The sequence below is a fragment of the Microbacterium sp. Y355 genome (assembly GCF_059445345.1).
Map to the genome: position 1 here is coordinate 3,124,880 of NZ_JCAIUD010000001.1, position 18,956 is coordinate 3,143,835.

The 18,956-nt window shown below is 65.4% G+C and carries 19 protein-coding genes; 7 read left to right on the forward strand and 12 right to left on the reverse strand.

Going from position 1 to position 18,956, the window contains the following annotated elements; all coding sequences use genetic code 11:
• Positions 1 to 18: 18 nt before the first annotated feature.
• From AC1C2O_RS15075 to cofD, 4 genes are read left to right on the forward strand one after another with little or no spacing between them, the layout of a single operon-like run.
• Positions 19 to 1,041, forward strand: coding sequence for a TIGR03557 family F420-dependent LLM class oxidoreductase (locus AC1C2O_RS15075; protein WP_495431255.1), 1,023 nt, complete (start codon positions 19 to 21; stop codon positions 1,039 to 1,041).
• A gap of 1 nt (position 1,042) precedes the next feature.
• On the forward strand, positions 1,043 to 1,888 hold the full coding sequence (gene cofE, locus AC1C2O_RS15080; protein ID WP_495431256.1) for a coenzyme F420-0:L-glutamate ligase: 846 nt from the start codon (positions 1,043 to 1,045) through the stop codon (positions 1,886 to 1,888).
• Complete coding sequence (gene fgd, locus AC1C2O_RS15085; protein ID WP_495431257.1) at positions 1,866 to 2,888, forward strand: glucose-6-phosphate dehydrogenase (coenzyme-F420); 1,023 nt, start codon at positions 1,866 to 1,868, stop codon at positions 2,886 to 2,888. Before cofE ends, fgd begins: the two co-directional genes overlap by 23 nt.
• Positions 2,885 to 3,910: a 2-phospho-L-lactate transferase gene (cofD, locus tag AC1C2O_RS15090; RefSeq protein WP_495431258.1), complete on the forward strand. Its 1,026-nt coding sequence runs from the start codon at positions 2,885 to 2,887 to the stop codon at positions 3,908 to 3,910. Before fgd ends, cofD begins: the two co-directional genes overlap by 4 nt.
• Here cofD and cofC read toward each other — a convergent pair.
• Positions 3,895 to 4,548, reverse strand: a complete 654-nt coding sequence (gene cofC / locus AC1C2O_RS15095; RefSeq protein ID WP_495431259.1) for a 2-phospho-L-lactate guanylyltransferase — start codon at positions 4,546 to 4,548, stop codon at positions 3,895 to 3,897. The two genes, cofD and cofC, sit on opposite strands and share 16 nt — an antisense overlap.
• 274 nt (positions 4,549 to 4,822) lie before the next feature.
• Between cofC and AC1C2O_RS15100 the strand changes: the two genes are divergently transcribed.
• Complete coding sequence (locus tag AC1C2O_RS15100) at positions 4,823 to 5,809, forward strand: LLM class F420-dependent oxidoreductase (RefSeq protein ID WP_495431260.1); 987 nt, start codon at positions 4,823 to 4,825, stop codon at positions 5,807 to 5,809.
• 44 nt (positions 5,810 to 5,853) lie between these two features.
• Here the strand turns inward: AC1C2O_RS15100 and AC1C2O_RS15105 are convergent, their stop codons facing one another.
• The 5 genes from AC1C2O_RS15105 to AC1C2O_RS15125 all read right to left on the reverse strand — a co-directional run bounded on the left by AC1C2O_RS15105 (position 5,854) and on the right by AC1C2O_RS15125 (position 10,153).
• Entirely contained in the window at positions 5,854 to 6,249 is a 396-nt protein-coding gene (locus AC1C2O_RS15105; protein WP_495431261.1) for a PPOX class F420-dependent oxidoreductase, read from the reverse strand.
• Positions 6,246 to 7,118, reverse strand: coding sequence for an ABC transporter ATP-binding protein (locus tag AC1C2O_RS15110; RefSeq protein WP_495431262.1), 873 nt, complete (start codon positions 7,116 to 7,118; stop codon positions 6,246 to 6,248). Before AC1C2O_RS15110 ends, AC1C2O_RS15105 begins: the two co-directional genes overlap by 4 nt.
• Entirely contained in the window at positions 7,115 to 8,182 is a 1,068-nt protein-coding gene (locus tag AC1C2O_RS15115; RefSeq protein WP_495431263.1) for a putative F420-0 ABC transporter permease subunit, read from the reverse strand. The genes AC1C2O_RS15110 and AC1C2O_RS15115 overlap by 4 nt, the downstream gene beginning before the upstream one ends.
• A complete protein-coding gene (locus AC1C2O_RS15120; RefSeq protein ID WP_495431264.1) occupies positions 8,179 to 9,186 on the reverse strand; it encodes a putative F420-0 ABC transporter substrate-binding protein in 1,008 nt (335 codons plus the stop codon). The genes AC1C2O_RS15115 and AC1C2O_RS15120 overlap by 4 nt, the downstream gene beginning before the upstream one ends.
• Positions 9,187 to 9,292: 106 nt before the next feature.
• Positions 9,293 to 10,153 carry an LLM class F420-dependent oxidoreductase gene (locus tag AC1C2O_RS15125; protein WP_495431265.1) on the reverse strand — a complete coding sequence of 287 codons (861 nt, stop codon included), beginning with the start codon at positions 10,151 to 10,153 and terminating at the stop codon, positions 9,293 to 9,295.
• Between the two features lie 221 nt (positions 10,154 to 10,374).
• Between AC1C2O_RS15125 and AC1C2O_RS15130 the strand changes: the two genes are divergently transcribed.
• Entirely contained in the window at positions 10,375 to 10,857 is a 483-nt protein-coding gene (locus AC1C2O_RS15130; RefSeq protein ID WP_495431266.1) for a hypothetical protein, read from the forward strand.
• Between the two features lie 85 nt (positions 10,858 to 10,942).
• On the opposite strand, the gene arfA is transcribed toward AC1C2O_RS15130, so the two are convergent.
• The 6 genes from arfA to AC1C2O_RS15160 form a co-directional block, all read right to left on the reverse strand.
• Positions 10,943 to 12,469: an arabinosylfuranosidase ArfA gene (gene arfA, locus AC1C2O_RS15135; protein ID WP_495431267.1), complete on the reverse strand. Its 1,527-nt coding sequence runs from the start codon at positions 12,467 to 12,469 to the stop codon at positions 10,943 to 10,945.
• Positions 12,470 to 12,509: 40 nt separating this feature from the next.
• Positions 12,510 to 13,421: a carbohydrate ABC transporter permease gene (locus tag AC1C2O_RS15140; RefSeq protein WP_495431268.1), complete on the reverse strand. Its 912-nt coding sequence runs from the start codon at positions 13,419 to 13,421 to the stop codon at positions 12,510 to 12,512.
• On the reverse strand, positions 13,421 to 14,365 hold the full coding sequence (locus AC1C2O_RS15145) for a carbohydrate ABC transporter permease (protein ID WP_495431269.1): 945 nt from the start codon (positions 14,363 to 14,365) through the stop codon (positions 13,421 to 13,423). The genes AC1C2O_RS15140 and AC1C2O_RS15145 overlap by 1 nt, the downstream gene beginning before the upstream one ends.
• Positions 14,362 to 15,699, reverse strand: coding sequence for an extracellular solute-binding protein (locus AC1C2O_RS15150; protein ID WP_495431270.1), 1,338 nt, complete (start codon positions 15,697 to 15,699; stop codon positions 14,362 to 14,364). Before AC1C2O_RS15150 ends, AC1C2O_RS15145 begins: the two co-directional genes overlap by 4 nt.
• Positions 15,700 to 15,793: 94 nt before the next feature.
• Complete coding sequence (locus AC1C2O_RS15155) at positions 15,794 to 16,840, reverse strand: LacI family DNA-binding transcriptional regulator (protein ID WP_495431271.1); 1,047 nt, start codon at positions 16,838 to 16,840, stop codon at positions 15,794 to 15,796.
• Positions 16,841 to 16,893: 53 nt separating this feature from the next.
• Complete coding sequence (locus AC1C2O_RS15160; RefSeq protein ID WP_495431272.1) at positions 16,894 to 17,748, reverse strand: NAD-dependent epimerase/dehydratase family protein; 855 nt, start codon at positions 17,746 to 17,748, stop codon at positions 16,894 to 16,896.
• Between the two features lie 166 nt (positions 17,749 to 17,914).
• Here AC1C2O_RS15160 and AC1C2O_RS15165 point away from each other — a divergent pair, with 166 nt between their 5' ends.
• Entirely contained in the window at positions 17,915 to 18,889 is a 975-nt protein-coding gene (locus tag AC1C2O_RS15165) for a LacI family DNA-binding transcriptional regulator (protein ID WP_495431273.1), read from the forward strand.
• Positions 18,890 to 18,956 lie beyond the last annotated feature (67 nt).

Here is an 18,956-nt window from a genome sequence, read left to right on the forward strand (position 1 = left end):
GAGCAATAGGCTTCCGGTATGCCCTCCAGCTCGATGAACTCCGCGCCCGGTGAAGTTCATCACGTCGTCGCGCTGGAGCAGTTCGCTCCGCCCGCAGCGGTCCAGCTTGCGACGGCCGCCGACAAAAATGGCTTTGCCGGCACCGTGGTCGCCGACCGATTCCAGCCGTGGCTACCGAGCCAGGGAAATGCCTCGTTCGCGTGGGCTGTGCTGGGAGCGATCGGGCAGCAGACCGCCGGAATGGTGACGGCCTCGGCCGTTCCCGGCTATCGAATGCACCCGGCGACGGTGGCGCAGGCCAGCGCGACACTTGCCGCGCTGTACCCGGACCGACACCGGCTCGTCCTTTCTGCGGGTGATGCGATTGACGAGCACATCGTGGGCCAGTATTGGCCGGAAGCCTCCGAGCGTGCGGCGAGGCTGTTCGATGCGGCAGAGATCATCCGCAAACTCTTCGCAGCCTCGGCCAAAGGCAATGACACTCGGCATTCCGGCCCGCACTTCCGTCTCGAATCGTCGCGCCTGTGGACGATGCCCGCGTCGCCGCCCATGATGCAGGTCTGGGCAGGTGGCCCGATGACTGCGCGTCGCGCGGGGCGCACCCTCGACGGAATGGTCGTGCAGGCGGGCCCGGCGGATCGACTGACGGCACTACTCAACGCGTTTCGGGAGGGCCGGCGGGAGGCTGGACGTTCCGTCGTGTCAGCGCAGACGGTAGTTCACGCGCAGTTGTCGTGGGCGCCCACCGATGACGAAGCGATGGCCCAGGCATTGCGGGACTGGCCGATGGCCGGCCTGCGATTTCCCAGAGGCGACATCCGCTCTCCGTTCGACGTCGATCAGCTCGCGCGTTCCGTCTCAGCGGACGACATCCGTGCACGCATCCCCATCTCATCCGACCCGGAAGTTCATCGCACCCACCTGCAGTCGTTCTTCGATCTCGGGTTCGACGCGGTGCATGTGCACAACGTCGGGTCTCGCACGCAGGATGCATGGATCGAGATCGCCGGCCGTGAGATTCTTCCGAAATTGGTGAAATGACATGACTGACCGGATGCTGGTGTGGGCACTTGAGGGAATCCCCGAAGTGACCGCAGGCGCCGACCTGCCACGGATGATTCTGGATGCCATCGGCACCGCCGGAGACCAGCTGATTGACGGTGACATCCTGGTCGTTACTTCGAAGGTCATCTCGAAGGCTGAAGGGCGGTCGGTGCGAGCGGAGGACCGCGAGAACGCGATCACCGCCGAGACCGTGCGCGTCGTCGCGACGCGTCAACGAGCGGATGGTGGTGTGACGCGCATCGTGCAGAACCGTCTTGGAATCGTCGGGGCTGCGGCGGGAGTGGACGCCTCGAACACTGAACCGGGAACGATCCTGCTGCTGCCGCTGGACCCGGATGCATCCGCCCGAGCGATCGCGTCGGCGATCCGCGCTGAGACCGGCGTGGACGTCGGCATCATCGTGAGTGACACCCTGGGGCGCCCGTGGCGCGATGGGCAGACCGACGTCGCTATCGGCGCGGCGGGAGTGCACGTCTTCGATCAGCTGCATGGCGAGCTCGACAGTGCGGGTCGGCCGCTCATTGTGACGCAGCCCTGTGTCGCGGATGAGTTAGCGGCTGCCGGCGACCTGGTCAAGGGCAAGATCAGCGGATGCCCGGTTGCTGTTGTACGGGGACGGGGACGCCTCGTGGGCGATCTTGATCTTCCCGGCGCCTCGAGCATCGTGAGATCTTCCGAGAAGGACATGTTTCGGCTGGGTGCCGACGAGGCGCACCGAATCGGATTCGACGAGGGATATAAAGCTGCCGGTGCGGCCGCCGCTACCGAGCAAGAAACTACACAATCGAAGGAGACAGTCAATGACGCTGACACTGGGATATAAGGCATCCGCTGAGCAGTTCGCTCCGCGTGAGCTGGTCGACATCGCTGTCGCGGCAGAGCGGCACGGGTTCGAGTCGGTGGCAGTGAGCGACCATTTTCAGCCGTGGCGCTACACCGGCGGTCACGCGCCGTTCTCGATCGCGTGGGCGGCGGCTGTCGGCGCACGCACCGAGCGCATCCGGATCGGTACGAGTGTGATGACGCCGACGTTCCGATACAACCCGGCGGTCATCGCGCAGGCGTTCGCGACGCTCGGATGCCTGAGCCCTGGACGGGTATTCCTCGGCGTCGGCACGGGTGAGGCGCTGAACGAGATCGCCACCGGATTCCAGGGTGCGGGTGAGCAGGAGTGGCCGGAGTTCCGTGAGCGCTTCGCGCGGCTGCGGGAATCGATCCGCCTGATGCGTGCGTTGTGGACGGGGGAGCGGACGAGCTTCGACGGCGACTACTACTCCACGCACGATGCATCCATCTATGACGTCCCAGAGGGCGGTGTCCCGGTGTATATCGCCGCGGGCGGACCGACGGTCGCGAAGTATGCCGGGCGCGCCGGTGACGGGTTCATCTGCACCTCGGGCAAGGGCCGGGAGCTGTACGTCGACAGTCTCGTGCCCGCGGTCAAGGAGGGGGCGGCGGCTGGCGGCCGTAGCTTCGAGCAGATCGATCGGATGATCGAGATCAAACTGTCCTATGAGGAGACGACTGCGGCCGCGTTGGAGAACACTCGCTTCTGGGCGCCGTTGTCGCTGTCGAAGGAGCAGAAGCACGACATCACCGACCCGATCGAGATGGAGAAGGCCGCGGATGCCCTCCCGATCGAGCAGGTCGCGAAACGTTGGATCGTGGGTACTGACCCGGATGAGGTCGTCGCGCAGATCAAGGAGTACGTCGACTGGGGCTTCAACCACCTCGTCTTCCACGCCCCCGGCCATGACCAGGAACGCTTCATGACGCTGTTCGAGCGGGACCTGGCTCCGAGGCTGCGGGCGCTGTCAGAGTGAGCGACTCCAGTCCTCCCCGGATCGTGGTGCTCGCCGGGGGAGTCGGCGGCTCGAAGTTCGCGCTCGGCGTGCGCGAGGCGCTGCGACGCAGGGGAGCAGAGGCTGCCTCGCATCTGACGATCATCGCGAACACCGGTGATGATCTGTGGCTGACAGGAGTGCGGCTCCAGCCCGACGTCGACTCCCTCGTTTACGCTCTCGCGGGGGTCAACGACGCTCAACGCGGGTGGGGTCGCGCTGGCGAATCCGAGCGCGTCAGCGCGGAACTCACGCAGTGGGATGCCGGCTGGCCATGGTTCACTCTCGGCGACCTGGATCTCGGGTTGCATCTCGCCCGGACGGGATGGCTGCGCGATGGTGCGACACCCAGCGAAGTGATCGGCCGGATGGCGGGGCGATGGCCTCTGGGGGCGCGGATCCTTCCGATGACCGACGCGGAGGTCGACACGATCGTGACCGTTTGCGAAGGCTCCGCTGAGCGCTCGATGCACTTCCAAGAATGGTGGACCCGATACCGGGCGGCGTTGACACCTGTGCGTTTCGAGAATCCAGGGGTCGCCACAGCATCTCCTGCGCCCGGCGTGATCGAGAGCATCGCCGGCGCGGATCTGGTGCTGCTCGCACCCTCGAATCCTGTCGTCTCGATCGGCCCCATCCTCGCTGTTCCTGGTATCCGTGACGCGCTGCGCGACACTCCGGCATCCGTTGTCGGAACGTCGCCGATCATCGACGGCAGCGTTGTCAGAGGCATGGCCGATGTCTGTCTCGCGGCGATCGGTGTCGATTCGAGCGCGGCGGCGATCGCGACGCACTACGGAGCGCGTGCAGACGGAGGATTGCTCGATGCATGGCTGATCGCCGAGGAGGATTCCGCGCTCGCCGCCGACATCGACGCATCCGGCATCACTGCGGTCGTCCGGCCCTTGTGGATGCGAGACCTCGACACGTCGGCCGTGCTCGCGGAGGACGCCATGCGCGCCGGTGAGGTGCACCGGCAGAGGCGTCGTCAGGCCGCTTTGTAAGAGGTGTGCCACGCCGCGGTATGCACGCCAAGGCCGAGTTCGGCCGCATGGGCGAGTCCGGCAGCAGTGTCGACGTCGCGACGCAGGGACGACTGGGTGGAGACGTCGATGATGACGCATCCCATCCGCTGGTGCGCCGCGAACGATCCCGGTCCGAACATCGATTTCCAGTCGACGCCCGCCGACGCGGTCACCAGCGTGGATCCGATGCCCTCAGCATCCGCCACCACCCCGCGGGGCACGCCGCACGCAATGTGAAGTGCTTCGCCGAGATCGACAGGGGTGAGCGCCGGCAAATCGCCGAGCAGTGCCGCACGCCGATGGAGTGACGCGGCTGCCGCGCCGGCGGCGATCGCCGCGTTCAGCCCCGCATTTGGATCGGGCACGAAACGCACGGTGTCGGGCAACCACAGGGGAAGGTCATCGTCATCGGTCACGACGATGACCTCGCCCACCGCAGGACAGGCCAGAGCGGCGAGAATGGTGTCTGTCGCCAGCGCCAGAGCGAGGACCGCACGCTCGCCTTCTGCGACGTTGAACCTCGATTTCCCGCGCTTGGTGTTCTTGACCGGCACGATCACCGTCCACATGCGCGCCGCGCTTCCGCCGCACGGCATCACAGGTGCATCATCGCCCATGTGTGCCACCCGTGCTCGGAGCGCTGGCAGAGCATCCGCTGGCGGTGAGCGCAGCACGCAGAAGGGCGGATGCCGCGAGAGGGCGGCCGGTGAGAATGGGCATGGATCTCCTGAGCGCAAGTCGACTATGAGACGAGCGGCCAAGATTCCGGCCGAGAAACCCTGCCAATGCGGGCGAGGTGTGCGGCGAGTCTAGCGGAACAGCCGGCTACGCGGAGAGCGCGCTCGCGAGCCGTCGCCGAGACGGCGCGCGCTGTAGCCCTAAGCTGGCCGCATGCGCTTCGGAACCTTCATTCCCCAAGGCTGGCGATTCGACCTCGTCGGCATCGAGCCTGCCGATCAGTGGACGGCGATGCGTGATCTCGCGCAGGCGGCGGATGCCGGGCCATGGGAATCGCTGTGGGTGTACGACCACTTCCACACGACCCCGGTTCCCAGCGAAGAGGCCACCCACGAGGCCTGGACGCTCATGTCGGCATTCGCCGCATCGACCAGTCGCATCCGCCTCGGACAGATGTGCACCTGCATGACGTACCGCAATCCGGCGTACCTCGCGAAGGTTGCAGCGACGGTCGACATCGTCTCCGGCGGGCGCACCGAGATGGGCATCGGCGGCGGGTGGTACGAGCACGAGTGGCGCGCCTACGGCTACGGATTCCCCTCGGTGGGTGACCGCCTCCGCCGTCTCGACGAGGGTGTGCAGATCATGCGCCAAGCCTGGACGACCGGCGAGGCCACTCTAGATGGGAAGTTCTACCAGGTCGATCGGGCGATCGTCCGGCCGCTCCCGCTCCAGGAGGGTGGCATCCCGTTGTGGATCGCTGGCGGTGGGGAGAAGGTCACGCTGAAGATCGCCGCAAAGTACGCGAACTACACGAACTTCGCTGGCACACCAGACGAGTTCAGCCGCAAGAGCGAGATTCTGCGACAGCACACGCTGGATGTCGGAACGGATTTCGACGCGATCGTGCGGTCAACCAACTTCAACACGGTGATCGGTGCAACCGAGGCCGAGGTCGCCGAACGACTCACCGCCATCGAGGCGCGGGTCGCTCCCCACCTCGGCGATCACACAGACGCGTACATGCAGAACTATCGTGGCGATCAGGCGCTCGTAGGTACTCCGGAGCAGATCGTCGAGCGACTGCAGGAGATGTCGACCCGCGGGCTCGGCTACGCGATCCACTACTTCCCCGAAGCCGCCTACGACCGCTCAGGGATCGAGCTCTTCGAGCGACAGGTCATTCCCGCGCTGAGCTGAAATGACCTGACCTGACCTGACCTGCTCTGAGAAGAGTCGGCGCCTCAGCGCCCGATCACGCGGTCGATCGACATCACGAGGATGACGCGGTCGGCGCTGTCCGGCGGTGCAGGGGTGTCGGGTGTGCCGTATCGGCGGCCGAGCTGTTGGTAGAAGGCCCCGGTGGGGTCTTCCGTAATCTCGACGAGGCGCCCGCGTACCTCGACGTATCGGGACGGATTGTTGGGATCGAACACCGCCAGGCTCATCGACGGATTGCGCTGAAGATTCCGGTACTTGGCGCGCTTTGTCGTGTGGGTGAAGCGGATGGTGTCGCCATCACGCTCGAACCACATCGGGCTCACATTCACCGCGGCATCGCGGCCGACCGTGCCCAGTGCGCCGTGCAGCGGTCGCTCCAGCAGGTCGATCAGGTGGTCGGAAAACTTCGGGGTGCTCATCCCATCGAGACTACCGACGCACGCGTCGGTGAGGGCTCTTCGTGCGAAGCGGGCGGCGAAGAGTCGACCGCAAGCGGCGAGAACGCGATCAACGGCGAGCCATCCACTGGATGCGGGATGACGTCGGCGCGCACCCCGTAGACGAGCTGGATCAGCTCTGGAGTGAGAGTATCGGCCGGCGCTCCGGATGCCACGACCCGGCCACGGTCCACAACGATGACCTGGTCGGCGTAGCGGGCAGCGAGCGGGAGGTCGTGCAGCGCGGCGAGGATCGCGATGCCGTCGTCGGCAAGCGTGCGCATCAGTCCCAGTGTGTGCAACTGCGAGTGGATGTCGAGGTGATTGGTCGGCTCGTCCATGAGCAGCAGCGTCGGCTCCTGCGCGAGCGCGCGGGCTAGCAGCACTCGCTGGCGCTCGCCGCCGGAGAGCTCCTGGAACCGCCGCTCAGAGAATGCATCCGCACCGGCGCGGTGCAGGGCCGTTCGGGCGATCTCGGCATCCGCCTGGTCCGGGCTGCCGAGCATGGAGAGGTGGGGGGTGCGTCCGAGAAGGACGACATCAAGCACACTCAGATCGAGATCGGTATCTGCCTGCTGTTCGACGAGCGCGGTGTAGCGCGCCCTCGCACGGCGCCGCATAGTGCGGGCATCCGTCCCGTCAAGCTCAATCGCGCCGGCTGTCGGCGCCTCTGCTGCGGCGATCAGATGCAGCAGTGTCGACTTGCCGGCACCATTCGGGCCCACGAGCGCGGTGAGAGATCCGGCCTCGACAGTGCAGTCGATTCCGTCAATCAGCATCCGGCCGCCCCGGATGAACGAGACGCCGTCGGTTCGCAGGGGTGGCCCGGAAGTAAGGGGTGGTCGAGTCATGAGATCCTCCGAGAGCGCAGCAGCAGGAGCCCGAACAGTGGGGCACCGATGAGTGCCGTGACGACGCCGACGGGCAATTCCCTCGGGTCGAAGAGCGTGCGGGCCAGGGTGTCGGCCCAGATCAGGACGATCGCCCCGGTCAACGCAGACAGCGGCAGCAGCACGCGGTGTCGCGCGCCGACGATCAGTCGCACGGCGTGGGGAACGACCAGGCCGATGAAGCCGATCGAACCGCTCACCGCGACCAGGCACCCGGTCAGCAGCGCCGTGGCGCCGAGCAGGATCCAGCGAGTCCGTTCGACCGAGACCCCGAGGGAGGCTGCTGCACGGTCGCCAAAGGCGAAGGCATCGAGTGCGCCCGCGCTGAGCATCAAAGGCCCGCCCACGAGCACGATCGCCGCGAGTGCGAGGAGCGCCATCGGCCAGGTGACCCCGGCCAGCGATCCGAGCAGCCACCCGAGGATCTCCCGGTAGGTGTCGCCGGTCGCGCTCCAGAAGATCACCAGGCTGGTCAGGGCGCCGAGCGCCGCAGAGACGGCGACGCCGGCCAGGATCGTCCGCGACGCGGTCATGCGTCCGATCGCACCGGCCATCAAGAGCGTCAGCGCCAACGCGCCTAGTGCGCCGCCGAATGCGGCGAGAGGAAGTGCGATCGAGAATCCCAGCACGATCACCAGGACTGCCCCGAATGATGCACCGGAGGAGAGGCCGAGCAGATAGGGGTCAGCGAGCGGGTTGCGCAGCACCGCCTGCATGATCGCCCCGCAGATCGCGAGACCGGCGCCTACTGCGGCGGCTGCGAGCACGCGCGGCATCCGCAGTTGCCAGATGATTCCGTCGCGCAACGTCGTCAGAGACGACTCCCCGATCCCCAGGTGAGACAGGATGCTTCTCCACACCTCGCTCGCGGATATCTGTGCCGGGCCCAGGGTGACACTGACCACGACGGAGAGCCCGAGGGCAATGATCAACGCGACCGTCCACGCGCCGGTGCGCGCACCGGAGCGATCGCGCCGATCGGAATCCGGCGCGATAGCTCGTTGATTCGACGTGAGGGCGGTCACGGTAGGTCGATCGCCTCCAACTGGGTGAGCAGAGATTCGACCGCCTCGACATTGCGGACTCCGGCCTCGCCGGCCGGGAACGGCACGATCAGGTACCGACCGTTCAGGACTGCCGGAAGCTGTGCCGTCGCCGGATTCGCCTCGAGCATGTCGATCTTCTTCTCCGCCGAACTCCACGCAGAATCGACCAGCACGATGACATCCGGGTTGGCGTCGACGATGACCTCCCAGCTGAGGCTCGACCAGGTCTCGTCCACGTCTTCCGCGATGTTGGTGAGGCCTGCGGCATCCATCATCATCTGCGGTGCGCCGATGCCGGCGCCGACGAACGGGGTGTCGCTGCCGGAGCTGAACCAGAGGGCGGTCAGCCCGCGATCATCAGGAGTGACCGCATCGAGTCGGGCCTGCAGATCGGAGACGAGATCGGCCGCGGCATCCGATGCATCGAAGATCGCACCGACCTGCTCGATCTCGGCGAAGACGTCATCGAACGTCAGCGGAACGGGCTGATAGTCGGGCTCCTGACAGGCCGACGGCGAGACGAACGTGTTCATACCGAGCGAGGCGAGCACCTCGCGGTCGCCGGCACCGTCGGCGGTGACGTTGGACTCCCAGCCCGCGTAGACGAGGTCGGGTTCGAGCTCGAGTGTCGCCTCCTGGCCGGGCACCTTGTCGGAAATCAGCGGGACCTCGGCGCCGCGATCGGCCCACGCTTCTGCGACCGGTCCGTCCGAGAAGGCAGTGCCGATCAGGCGATCATCGAGCCCCAGCGCGAGCATCATCTCGATCGATGTCGACTTGATCGCGAGAACGTCTTCGGGCGCCTCGTCGAACGTGACAGTGGTGCCGCAGTTGTCGATCGTCAGCGGGTAGGTAGAACCTGCGGCGGGAGCCGGCGCATCCTCGACCGCCGCGCTTGGGGCGCTGGCGGAGCATCCACTGGCGACGAGCGCGGTGAGCAGAATGGCGGATGCCGCGAGGGGGCGGCCGTTGAACATGGGCATGGATCTCCTGAGCGCAAGTCGATGATGAAGACGAGCGGCCAAGATTCCGGCCGAGAAACCCTGCCAATGCGGGCGAGGTGTGCGGCGAGTCTAGCCGAACCGGTGTCTACGCGGAGAGCCCGAGCTCGCTCGCGAGCGGGCGCAGGGTCTCCAACGGGTCCTCCCCGGCGGGCAGAACCTGGACGCAGACGTGGTTGGCGCCGGCATCGAGATGTCCCCGAACAGTGGTCGCGAGCTGAGCTGCCGTTCCGTGCGGGGTGAGCGCATCCACGGCCGCGTCGGTTGCTCCGTCGTCGAGATCTTCGGCGGTGAAGCCGTGGCTCTCCAACGTGCGCCGGTAGTTCGACAGGGAGAGGTAGCGGGAGAGGAAACGGCGACCCGCTGCGCGGGCTTCCTCTGGGTCCGTGTTCAGGATGAGCCGCTGCTCGGGCGCAACGAGAGTGTCGTCGCCGACGATTTCTCGAGCGAACCGGGTGTGTGCTGGCGTCGTCATATACGGGTGGGTGCCCGCTGCGCGCTCGGCCGCAAGTTTGAGGGTCTTCGGTCCGAGCGCTGAAATCACCCGGCGCTCGGCTGGCACTCCTGCGTCGTCGAGTGCGTCGAGATATGCAACGAGGGCGGCGTAGGGCTTTTGATAGGTGTCGCCCAAGGATTCACGGTGCCCGATACCGATCCCCAGGAGGAAGCGGCCGGGGTGCGTCTGCTCGAGGCGGTGGAAGGATGCTGCGACCGAGGCAGCTGAGGCGGTCCAGATGTTCACGATCCCGGTGGCGATCGTCAGGTGCTCGGTGGCATCCAACAGTTCCTCGGCGATGGCGAGATCGGCTGCGGGTGAGCCTCCGATCCACAGTGCGCCGTATCCGAGCTTCTCGATGGATGACGCGATCTCGGGGGTGAGGAGGCCGCCGCCGCGCCACACACCGAACTGTCCGACGGCCTGGATCGCCGACGCTGATGAGATGGGCATATGGTTCCCCTTCGATGGTGGAATCGGCTGCTTCGTTGCCAGTGATGACGATCGTGGGCAGCACTGCGCAGGAGCCTACACGTCGCGAACTATCCGACGGCGATGAGTCGATGCATGCCAAAGTGGAATCTATGAGGGAAACGGCGCGAAGAGTCACTGCCAGCACCAGCGCTCCTGCTCGGAGGAAGGCGAAACTCGCCCTGTGTGCCGCGGTGATCGCGGTGAGCTTCGTGCTGACAGGATGCACCTCGCCGACGGCGGAGCAACCTGCGCCGCACGTCGAGCAGACGCCTTCTGAGGTGACCGAGCAGACAGCCGAGCCTGACCCCACGCCCACGCCCACGCCCGAGCCCACGCTGGGGGCGACCGAGAGCTTTCGTGCGTGGCTGGAGGCCTCGCGCATCCCCGAGGTCGATGAGGCCTGTGCCGCGCTGGCTCCGGAGCTCGTGGCGCGCATGCTCGCGGAGATGGCGGAGTCGGGCATCGAGGCGTCGACATGCGAGGAGATGATCACGGTCGCCGCAGATCTCTACCGCTCATTCGATCAGAACGCAGACATCACTATCGCCGTTGAGTCGGAGACCGAGACGGATGCCGTGCTGCACGTCACCTATCTCGCTTCCGGCGACTGCGGAACGGTGGTTATGACGCGGCCGGCATCCGAATGGATCATCACCGAGCAGACGCAGGAAGAATGTGAGTAGTCGCCGGTCTGACAGGTTCAACAAGCGCAAATGGCTGCATCCATGCCCCGGATGCAGCCATTTGCGCTTGTCGAACGCGGGGGAGCTACGCCGCGAGCTCGATCACTGACCAGGACAGCGGGGGCAGCGTCGCGCGGACTGCACCCTCGACGACCTCGGCCGCGGCGAGCGGCACCATGCGCACGGCATCCGGTGCGGTCTCGAGGTTCGCGGTGTGACGATCGCCGGACTCGGGAATCGTCAGCGTCTCGGCGTTCGTGACCCGCAGATTGCCGAGGCCGCGAAGGTCGATCGTGAGATCGTTTGACTCTTCCAGCGATCGGTTCGCTACGAATACGACGACCCGACCCGTCTCCTCGTCATAGGTCGCCGCGGCGTCCACAGCGTCGACGTCGCCGTAGCGCTTCGTGCTGATCTGCGACGACGAGACGGCCAGGCGCAGGATGCGGCCACGCGCGAGCTGGGACATCCGAGCGAACGGCCAGAAGCTTGCCTGTCGCCACGCCGCGCCGCCCTCTTCGGATCGGATCGGCGCGATTACGTTCACGAGCTGAGCCTGGTTCGCGATGCGCACCCGGTCGCCGTGACGCAGCAGGCTGTTCAGGAAGGTACCTACGACGACGGCATCCGTGACCGAATACGTGTCCTCGATCAGGCGAGGATGCGTGCGCCAGGACTTCGACACCTGGTGCGGCTGGTCGTCGCTGTCGAGGCCGCTCTGATACCAGACGTTCCACTCGTCGAACGAGATGTCGACCTGCTTGGTGTGCTTGCCTGCGGCCTTGACCGCGTCGATCGTCGCGACGACGCCCTCGATGAAAGCATCCATCTCAACCGCCTCGGCGAGGAACGACTCCGCATCTCCGTCGTGCTCCTGGTAGTAGGCGTGCATCGAGATGTAGTCGACCTCGTCGTAGGCGTGCGTGAGCACCGTGTGCTCCCACGTCCCGAAGGTTGGCATCCCGCGATTGGAGGATCCGACTGCCACCAGCTCGATAGACGGATCGACCAGCTTCATGGCCTTCGCTGACTCCTGCGCGAGCCGGCCGTACTCGTGGGCGGTCTTGTGCCCGATCTGCCACGGTCCGTCCAGTTCGTTGCCCAGGCACCAGAGTTTGATGTCGAAGGGGTCAGCCGCGCCGTTCTTGCGACGCAGGTCTGACCACGCCGTGCCGCCGGGGTGGTTTGCGTACTCGACGAGAGCGCGCGCTTCTTCGACGCCGCGGGTGCCCAGGTTGATGGCCTCCATCACTTCGACCTCAGCCTCCTTCGCCCAGTCCACGAACTCGTGTAGACCGAAGGCGTTGGTCTCGATCGTGTGCCAGGCGCCGTCGATGCGCGTCGGGCGCTCGGACACAGGTCCGACGCCGTCTTCCCAGAGATATCCGGAGACGAAGTTGCCGCCGGGATAGCGGATGACGGTCGGTCCCATCTCACGTACAAGCTCCAGCACATCCTTGCGGAAGCCGCGGTCATCCGCGGCCGGATGGCCGGGTTCGTATATGCCGGTGTACACGCAACGACCCATGTGCTCGACGAAGGAGCCGAAGAGCCTACGCGGCACCTCGGCGATCGTGAAGTCGCGGTCGATGGTGATGCGGGCCTTGCTCATTGCACTCCTTGATTCTGGCTCTGACGCCGGGTGGGATGGATTACTGACCGCCGAAGCCGCTGGTCGCGACTCCCTTGACGATCTGCTTCTGGAAGATGATGAACACGATGATGAGCGGCAGTGCTGCGAGCACAGCCTGCGCCATGACCTGCGCGTATTGCACGCCATAGGCGCTGATCACGGTCTGGAGACCGACGGGCAGGGTCATCAGCGTGGTGTCGTTGATGACGAGGAAGGGCCAGAGGAAGTTGTTCCACGCGCCGATGAACACGAAGATCGCGACGGATGCCATGATCGGCCGAGACAGCGGCAGCACAATCGACCAGAAGATTCGCAGCCGGCTGGCACCGTCGACGCGGGCAGCGTCCTCGAGCTCGATCGGAATCGCATCGAAGAACCGTTTGAGGATGAACACCATGGCCGGTGCCACCACCTGAGGGAGAATCAGCCCCCAGTACGTATCGATCATGTTGAACGCGAGCATCTCGTAAAACAGTGGAATGATCAGCACCTGCGGCGGCACTACGATCGAGGCGATAATCGCCACGAACAGCCACTTCCGTCCGGAGAAGTCCAGGCGCGAGAATGCGTAGGCGGCGAGAGCCGAGATCGTCAGTGTGATCAGAGTCACCGCGACAGACGTCCACAGGCTGTTGAATGCCCAGGTGTAGACGTTGCCCTGCGACAGGATCGCGACGAACGCTTCGATGGTCGGCCCGGTCGCGCCGATCCAGCCGGGGTCGCCTGATGCGGCATCCGTCTCTGTCTTGAACGCCGTCGCGATGGCCCACAGGAACGGAAGCAACCAGCCGATGGCGAGCAGTGCGAGCACCACGAATGCAGCGACGCGCAACGGGCTGAAGGGCTTCTGACCCGGCAGGCGAGGACGACGAGAGCGACGGGCCTTCGGCACGGTGATCGCCTCGGTCGGAGACAGGGTTGCGGTGGACATCACTGCTCCTTCCGGCGGCGCATGACCAGGGCCTGCGCGATGCCGATGATGACGATGAGGGCGAAGAAGACATACGAGATCGCGGCCGAGTAGCCGAAGCGATAGCTCACGAATCCGGTCTCGTAGATGTACTGCACGATTGAGCGGGTCGTGTCGCTGGCGACGCCGCCGAGCATCTGGTACGCCTGGTCGAACAACTTCAGCGAGGCGAGGATCTGCAGGATCAGAATCAGCACGGTCGCCGGGCCAAGCTGCGGCAGCGTGATCGTCCAGAACTGACGCCAGGCACCCGCCCCATCGAGCGACGCGGCTTCGTACTGCTGAGAGGGGATGTTCTGCATCGCGGCGAGGTACAGCAGGAAGTTAAAACCGACCGTCCACCACACCGTCGCGATGACGATGGACAGCATGTTCGTCTCCGGGTTCTGCAGCCAGGCGATCGGCTCGAGTCCGAAGAAGCTCAGGATGTTGTTCGCCGCACCGATCTGCGGGTTGAAGATCCACACCCAGATCTGCGAGATCACGGTCGACGCCAGCAGGTACGGCATGAAGAAGGACAGCCGCCAGAGCCACTGACCAGGCAGGCCACGATCGACGAGCGCCGCCATCAGCAGTGCGATCACAATGAGCGGCACCGTGGACAGTAGCGTGAACCAGACGGTGTTCCACAGCGACTGCCACATCACGGGGTCGGTGAGCGCCTCGGCATAGTTGGCGAACCCGACGAATGCTCCACCGGCGCCGGTGAGTGACTGGTCGGTGAAGCTCAGGTAGATGCCGAATACGATCGGCCAGGCGAGGAACAGGATGAAAGCGACGAGGAACGGGGCGAGGAACGCCCAGCTGATCAGCTGTTCTCGACGCTGGAATCCGGCGCGGCGGGGGCGGAGATCGGATGCTCCGGCGGTGACGATCACGCGCGTGGCACTGGCGGTGGTCGTCATGGCTTCCACGTCCCTTCGGGGTCTGCCGGATTGGGCTGGGCGAGCAGTGTGTTCACACGGGACTCGAAGCGATCGATCGCGGCGGCAGGGTCGTCGCCGCTGAGCAGCACGCCCTGCACTGCGGCCCCGAATTCGCCCTGGAAGTTGGATCCGGAACCGGTGAACCACGCGGTCGGGTCATAGACGACGTGCTCTGCGGCCTCGGCGTAGTTGGCCTGGGGGATCAGCTCCGCGTACTCGGGGGAGGACGTCACCGGAAGGAAGGCGGGGATGTGCCCGGCCTCGGCCCACCCGAAGGAGCCCTTCAGCATGTCGGCGACGAATTGATAGGTGAGGTCACGCTTCGCCGGATCGGCGTTCGCCTGATGGGGGAGAACGAACGAGTGCGAGTCCGCGTAGACGGCCGGCGTGCCGTACAGGGTGGGGATCATCGTCGCGTCGAACGGGATACCGGCGTTCTGCATCGTGCGCAGTTCCCAGACCCCCGTCATCAGCATGCCGCTCTTACCGGTAGCGAACTCGGCGATCGCGCTGCCGTAGTCGTTCTGCGCGGCGGCGATCTCGCCATCGAGCAGCGTTTGCATGAGAGTGAGCACCTCGACCGCGGCATCCTTGTCGATCACGGCCTTGCCGCCGACGGGCAGCTCCATGGCGAGCCCGTGCTGCGCGTAGAGGCCGTAGAAGAGGCGCCACATCTGCGCGCCGTCTCCGAGATACCCGTATGAGAGGGCGTGTCCGCCAGCTGCGTCGCTGACTGTGCGGAGCTGATCGAGGAACTCCTCGGGGGATGAAGTCTCCTGCAGTCGCCCCTTGGAGTCGAGTACACCTGCCGCATCGCAGATATCGGTGTTGAACATCAGGACGAACGGATGCGCGTCAAGCGCGACGCTGAACAACCGGTCTCCCACGAACCCCTTCTCCCAGATGGGGGCGGGGAAGGTGGATGCGTCGACGCCGAGCTCGGCAAGCCGATCGAGATCCCAGTCGTCGAGGAGTCCGCCAGGTGCCCAGCCGTTGACGCGCGTGGCGTGCATGATGGCGACGTCCGGCGCGCGGCCGCCGGCACCCGCCATGGCGAGTTTCGTGTAGTACGGCGTGCCCCAAGCGAGCACTGTCGGGCGGATGTTGTACGCGTCCTGCGCGGTATTGACCTGGTCGAGAAGGGACGACATGGTGACGCCGTCCCCACCACTGAGGAGATGCCAGAACTGCAGGGTTTGGGCGTTCGATGCGGGGTTGGAGCCGGGGGCGCATCCTGCGAGCAGGGCAGCGGCGGCAGCTACTGAGGCAGCAGTCATGAACTGCCGGCGGGACAGATCGAGCGGGGGCGTCATCGTCACTCCTTCGTGACCGGGGCGGGGCGTCTACATCATTACATCGATGTAATCTGCGACGCAAGCGAAAGCCCGCAATCCGCTACTACCCATCTCAGGGGCGGTAACCGGAGGGCGTTCGCGCTGTGCTCGCTCGTTCAAGGAGCCGGTGCGAGAGGGTGAGCGAGCGCGCGGGAGCGGTGCGATCGTCCATCCGAGATTCGAGCAGACCCAGTGCGGCCTCGGCGAACTCGCGGCGGTCGAACGCGACGGTTGTCAGCGAGGGTGAGGTGAACTCCGAGAACTCGACGTCGTCGAATCCGGTGACGATCACGTCGTCCGGGACGCGGATTCCATGATCGTGCAGAGTGTGCAGCACGCCGAGCGCGAGGGAGTCAGTAAGCGCCACGACGGCGTCGAAGGGGATATCCCGGGCGAGCAGGCTCCGCGCGGCGTCGGCGCCGGATGCCATCGACCACGGCAGTCGGTTCACTTCTAGGCGCGGATCCCGCGGGATGCCGGCTTCGCGCAACGCATCGTGGACACCTTCGAGGCGAAGCCTGCTGGTGGCGGTCGCGATAGATGCGTCGTCGTCCGCGCCGATCACTGCGATCCTCTTCGCACCGCGCGACAGCACGTGCCGGGTGGCATCGGCCGCCGCGAGGCGGCTGTCGATGCGCACGTGGTCGGCGCGGTTCTGCTCGACCTCGCCGATCACGACGAGGGGCGGCAGGCGGTCCGCATAGCGGATGACGCTGTCCTCGAGGCGGATCGGGTTCAGGATAAGTCCGTCGATGAGGTGCGAGCGTGCTCGTGAGAGGAGTTCCTTCTCGCGTTCAGGCTCGGCGGCGGTCTCCTCGATCAGTACGGCGAGTCCGCGCTCATGCGCGGCGGCGACGATCCGGTGCAGCAACTCGGCCGAGTACGCGGTGGCGAGGTCGGGGAGCGCGAGCGCGATGATTCCGGAGCGCCCCTTCCGCAGACCGCGGGCGCTGAGGTTCGGGACGAAGTCGAGCTGCAGCATGGCTGCCTCGACCTTCGCCCTGGTCTCCTCGCGAACGGCGACAGTGCCCGTGACGACGTTGGACACCGTCTTGGGAGACACCCCTGCGAGAGCGGCGACATCCTTCATCGTCGCGCGTGGCGGCAGCGTCGCTGTCATCCGGTCAGTTTAGTCGGGCGGATCGCGGATACCACGATGTAGTCGACGCTGCGCTACACCTGGTCGCGCCAGGAATGGCGCGGCTCGAAGCCGAGCACGCGCCGCGCCTTCTCGATCGACAGCAGCGTCTCGTTCGCAGTCACGTCGCGGGTGAGAGGGACGTCAGGGAAGACCTCGGCGATCAGTTCCGCATTCGGGCGCGACATCACCGTGTCAGCGGCGGCGATGATGAACTGGTCGAAGCCTGGTACGGCCGCCTCCAGTGCACGCTCCACGGCCTGAGCGCCGTCACGCGCGTCGATGTAGCCCCAGAGGTTCCACTTGCGCAGCAGCGCGTCGTCATCGAAGTCGGGGAATGCCGCATAGTCCTCGGGGTTCATGACGTTCGAGAATCGCAAAGCGGTGATCGAGACATCCGGATGCCACCGCACCAGCTCCGTGGCCATCCGCTCCTCCAGCGTCTTCACGAGCGAGTAGACCGACTCGGGGCGAGGCGGGTACTCCTCGTCGACCGGGATGTACGGCGGTGAGACATCAAAAGGCAGACCCAGTACCGTCTCGCTCGACGCATAGACGATGCGTCGGATGCCGAGCCGGACCGCGGCCCAGAACACGTTGAACGTCGCGGGCATGTTGTTGTGAAAGGTCGTGACGTCACTGCGGATTCCCGGCGCGGGAATCGCGCCGAGGTGAACGATCGCATCGAAGCCGTGGTGCTGGTCGCCTCGTTCGCCGACGCCACTGAAAGCGTCGATGACCTGCCCGTAATCGGTGAGGTCTACCTGCACGAACGACGGCCCACGCTGACCCGTGACGTCCATACCGATCACATCATGTCCACTCGCACGTAGTTCGCGGGCGACGACGGTGCCGAGCTTGCCGGATGATCCAGTGAGAGCGATGCGCATGAGTCCAGGGTGTCACAGCGTGCGCGCCGGAGGCGTGAAGGTCGGAGTCGAGCTCGTGCCTTGCCAGTACTATTGCGAGTGTTCGGGTCACGAGTCTGAGGGGGCGTCTTTGAGGATGGAATCGAAGACGCTAGGTGGTGGGTCGCGTCGGCCGAGTATCTACGACGTGGCAGACCGTGCGGGTGTGTCGCACATGACGGTGTCGCGCGTGTTGAATGATCACCCGAACATCCGCGATGCCACCCGTGAGCGCGTTCTGAGCGCGATCGACGAGATGAGTTATACGCGCAGCACGATCGCCCGCGCACTCGCGACCAAGAAGACGATGCGTATTGGAGTCCTGGTCGACAGCCCAGGCCAGTACGGACCCAACAGCACCCTGCGCGCGCTGGAAAATGCTGCGCGTGAACATGGCTACTCGGTCAGCACCTTCTCCGTTGCCGATGACGAACATCACCGCGTCGACGCCGGTGTGATCGACCTGCTCACGCAGGGTGTGGATGCGTTGTGTCTGATCGCACCGCGGTCATCATCGCTCGACCTGCTGCGCCAGCAGTCACTCGGTCTGCCAATCCTCGTCATCAAAGAGGAAGCGGATGCCGAGATGCACACGGCCTCTGTCGATCAGCGTGCGGGTGGGGAACAGGCAGTGCGCCATCTCATCGATCTCGGTCATCGTGTGATCCTGCATCTGGCAGGTCCCCCGGACTGGTTTGACGCTCGGGCGCGTGCCGAGGCGTGGCGCGACTGTCTCAAGAACGCTGGCCTCGAGGAGCGCGAGCCTGTGATCGGCGACTGGTCGTCTGACTCCGGCTACGACTATGGACTGACTCATGAGTTTGGTGACGCCACGGCAGTATTCGTCTCGAACGATCAGATGGCGCTCGGCGTGATTCATGGTCTGACCGAGCGAGGTATCCATGTTCCAGAGGACATGAGTGTTATTGGTTTCGACGACGTGCCCGACGCGCGGCACTACCTGCCTCCGCTGACCACCGTTCGGCAGGATTTCGTTGAACTCGGGCGACTCGTGATCCGGGAGTTGCTCGCCGCCATCGCGGGCGACGAAGGCGAGGAGCGGGCGCTGATCAAGCCGACGCTCGTCGTACGCTCTTCGACGGCACCTGCACGGTCGCGATAACGAGGTCATAACGGGGTTAGGTGCGACTTGCATTCCCAATTGTTAGCGCGCACAATCTAAATGCACA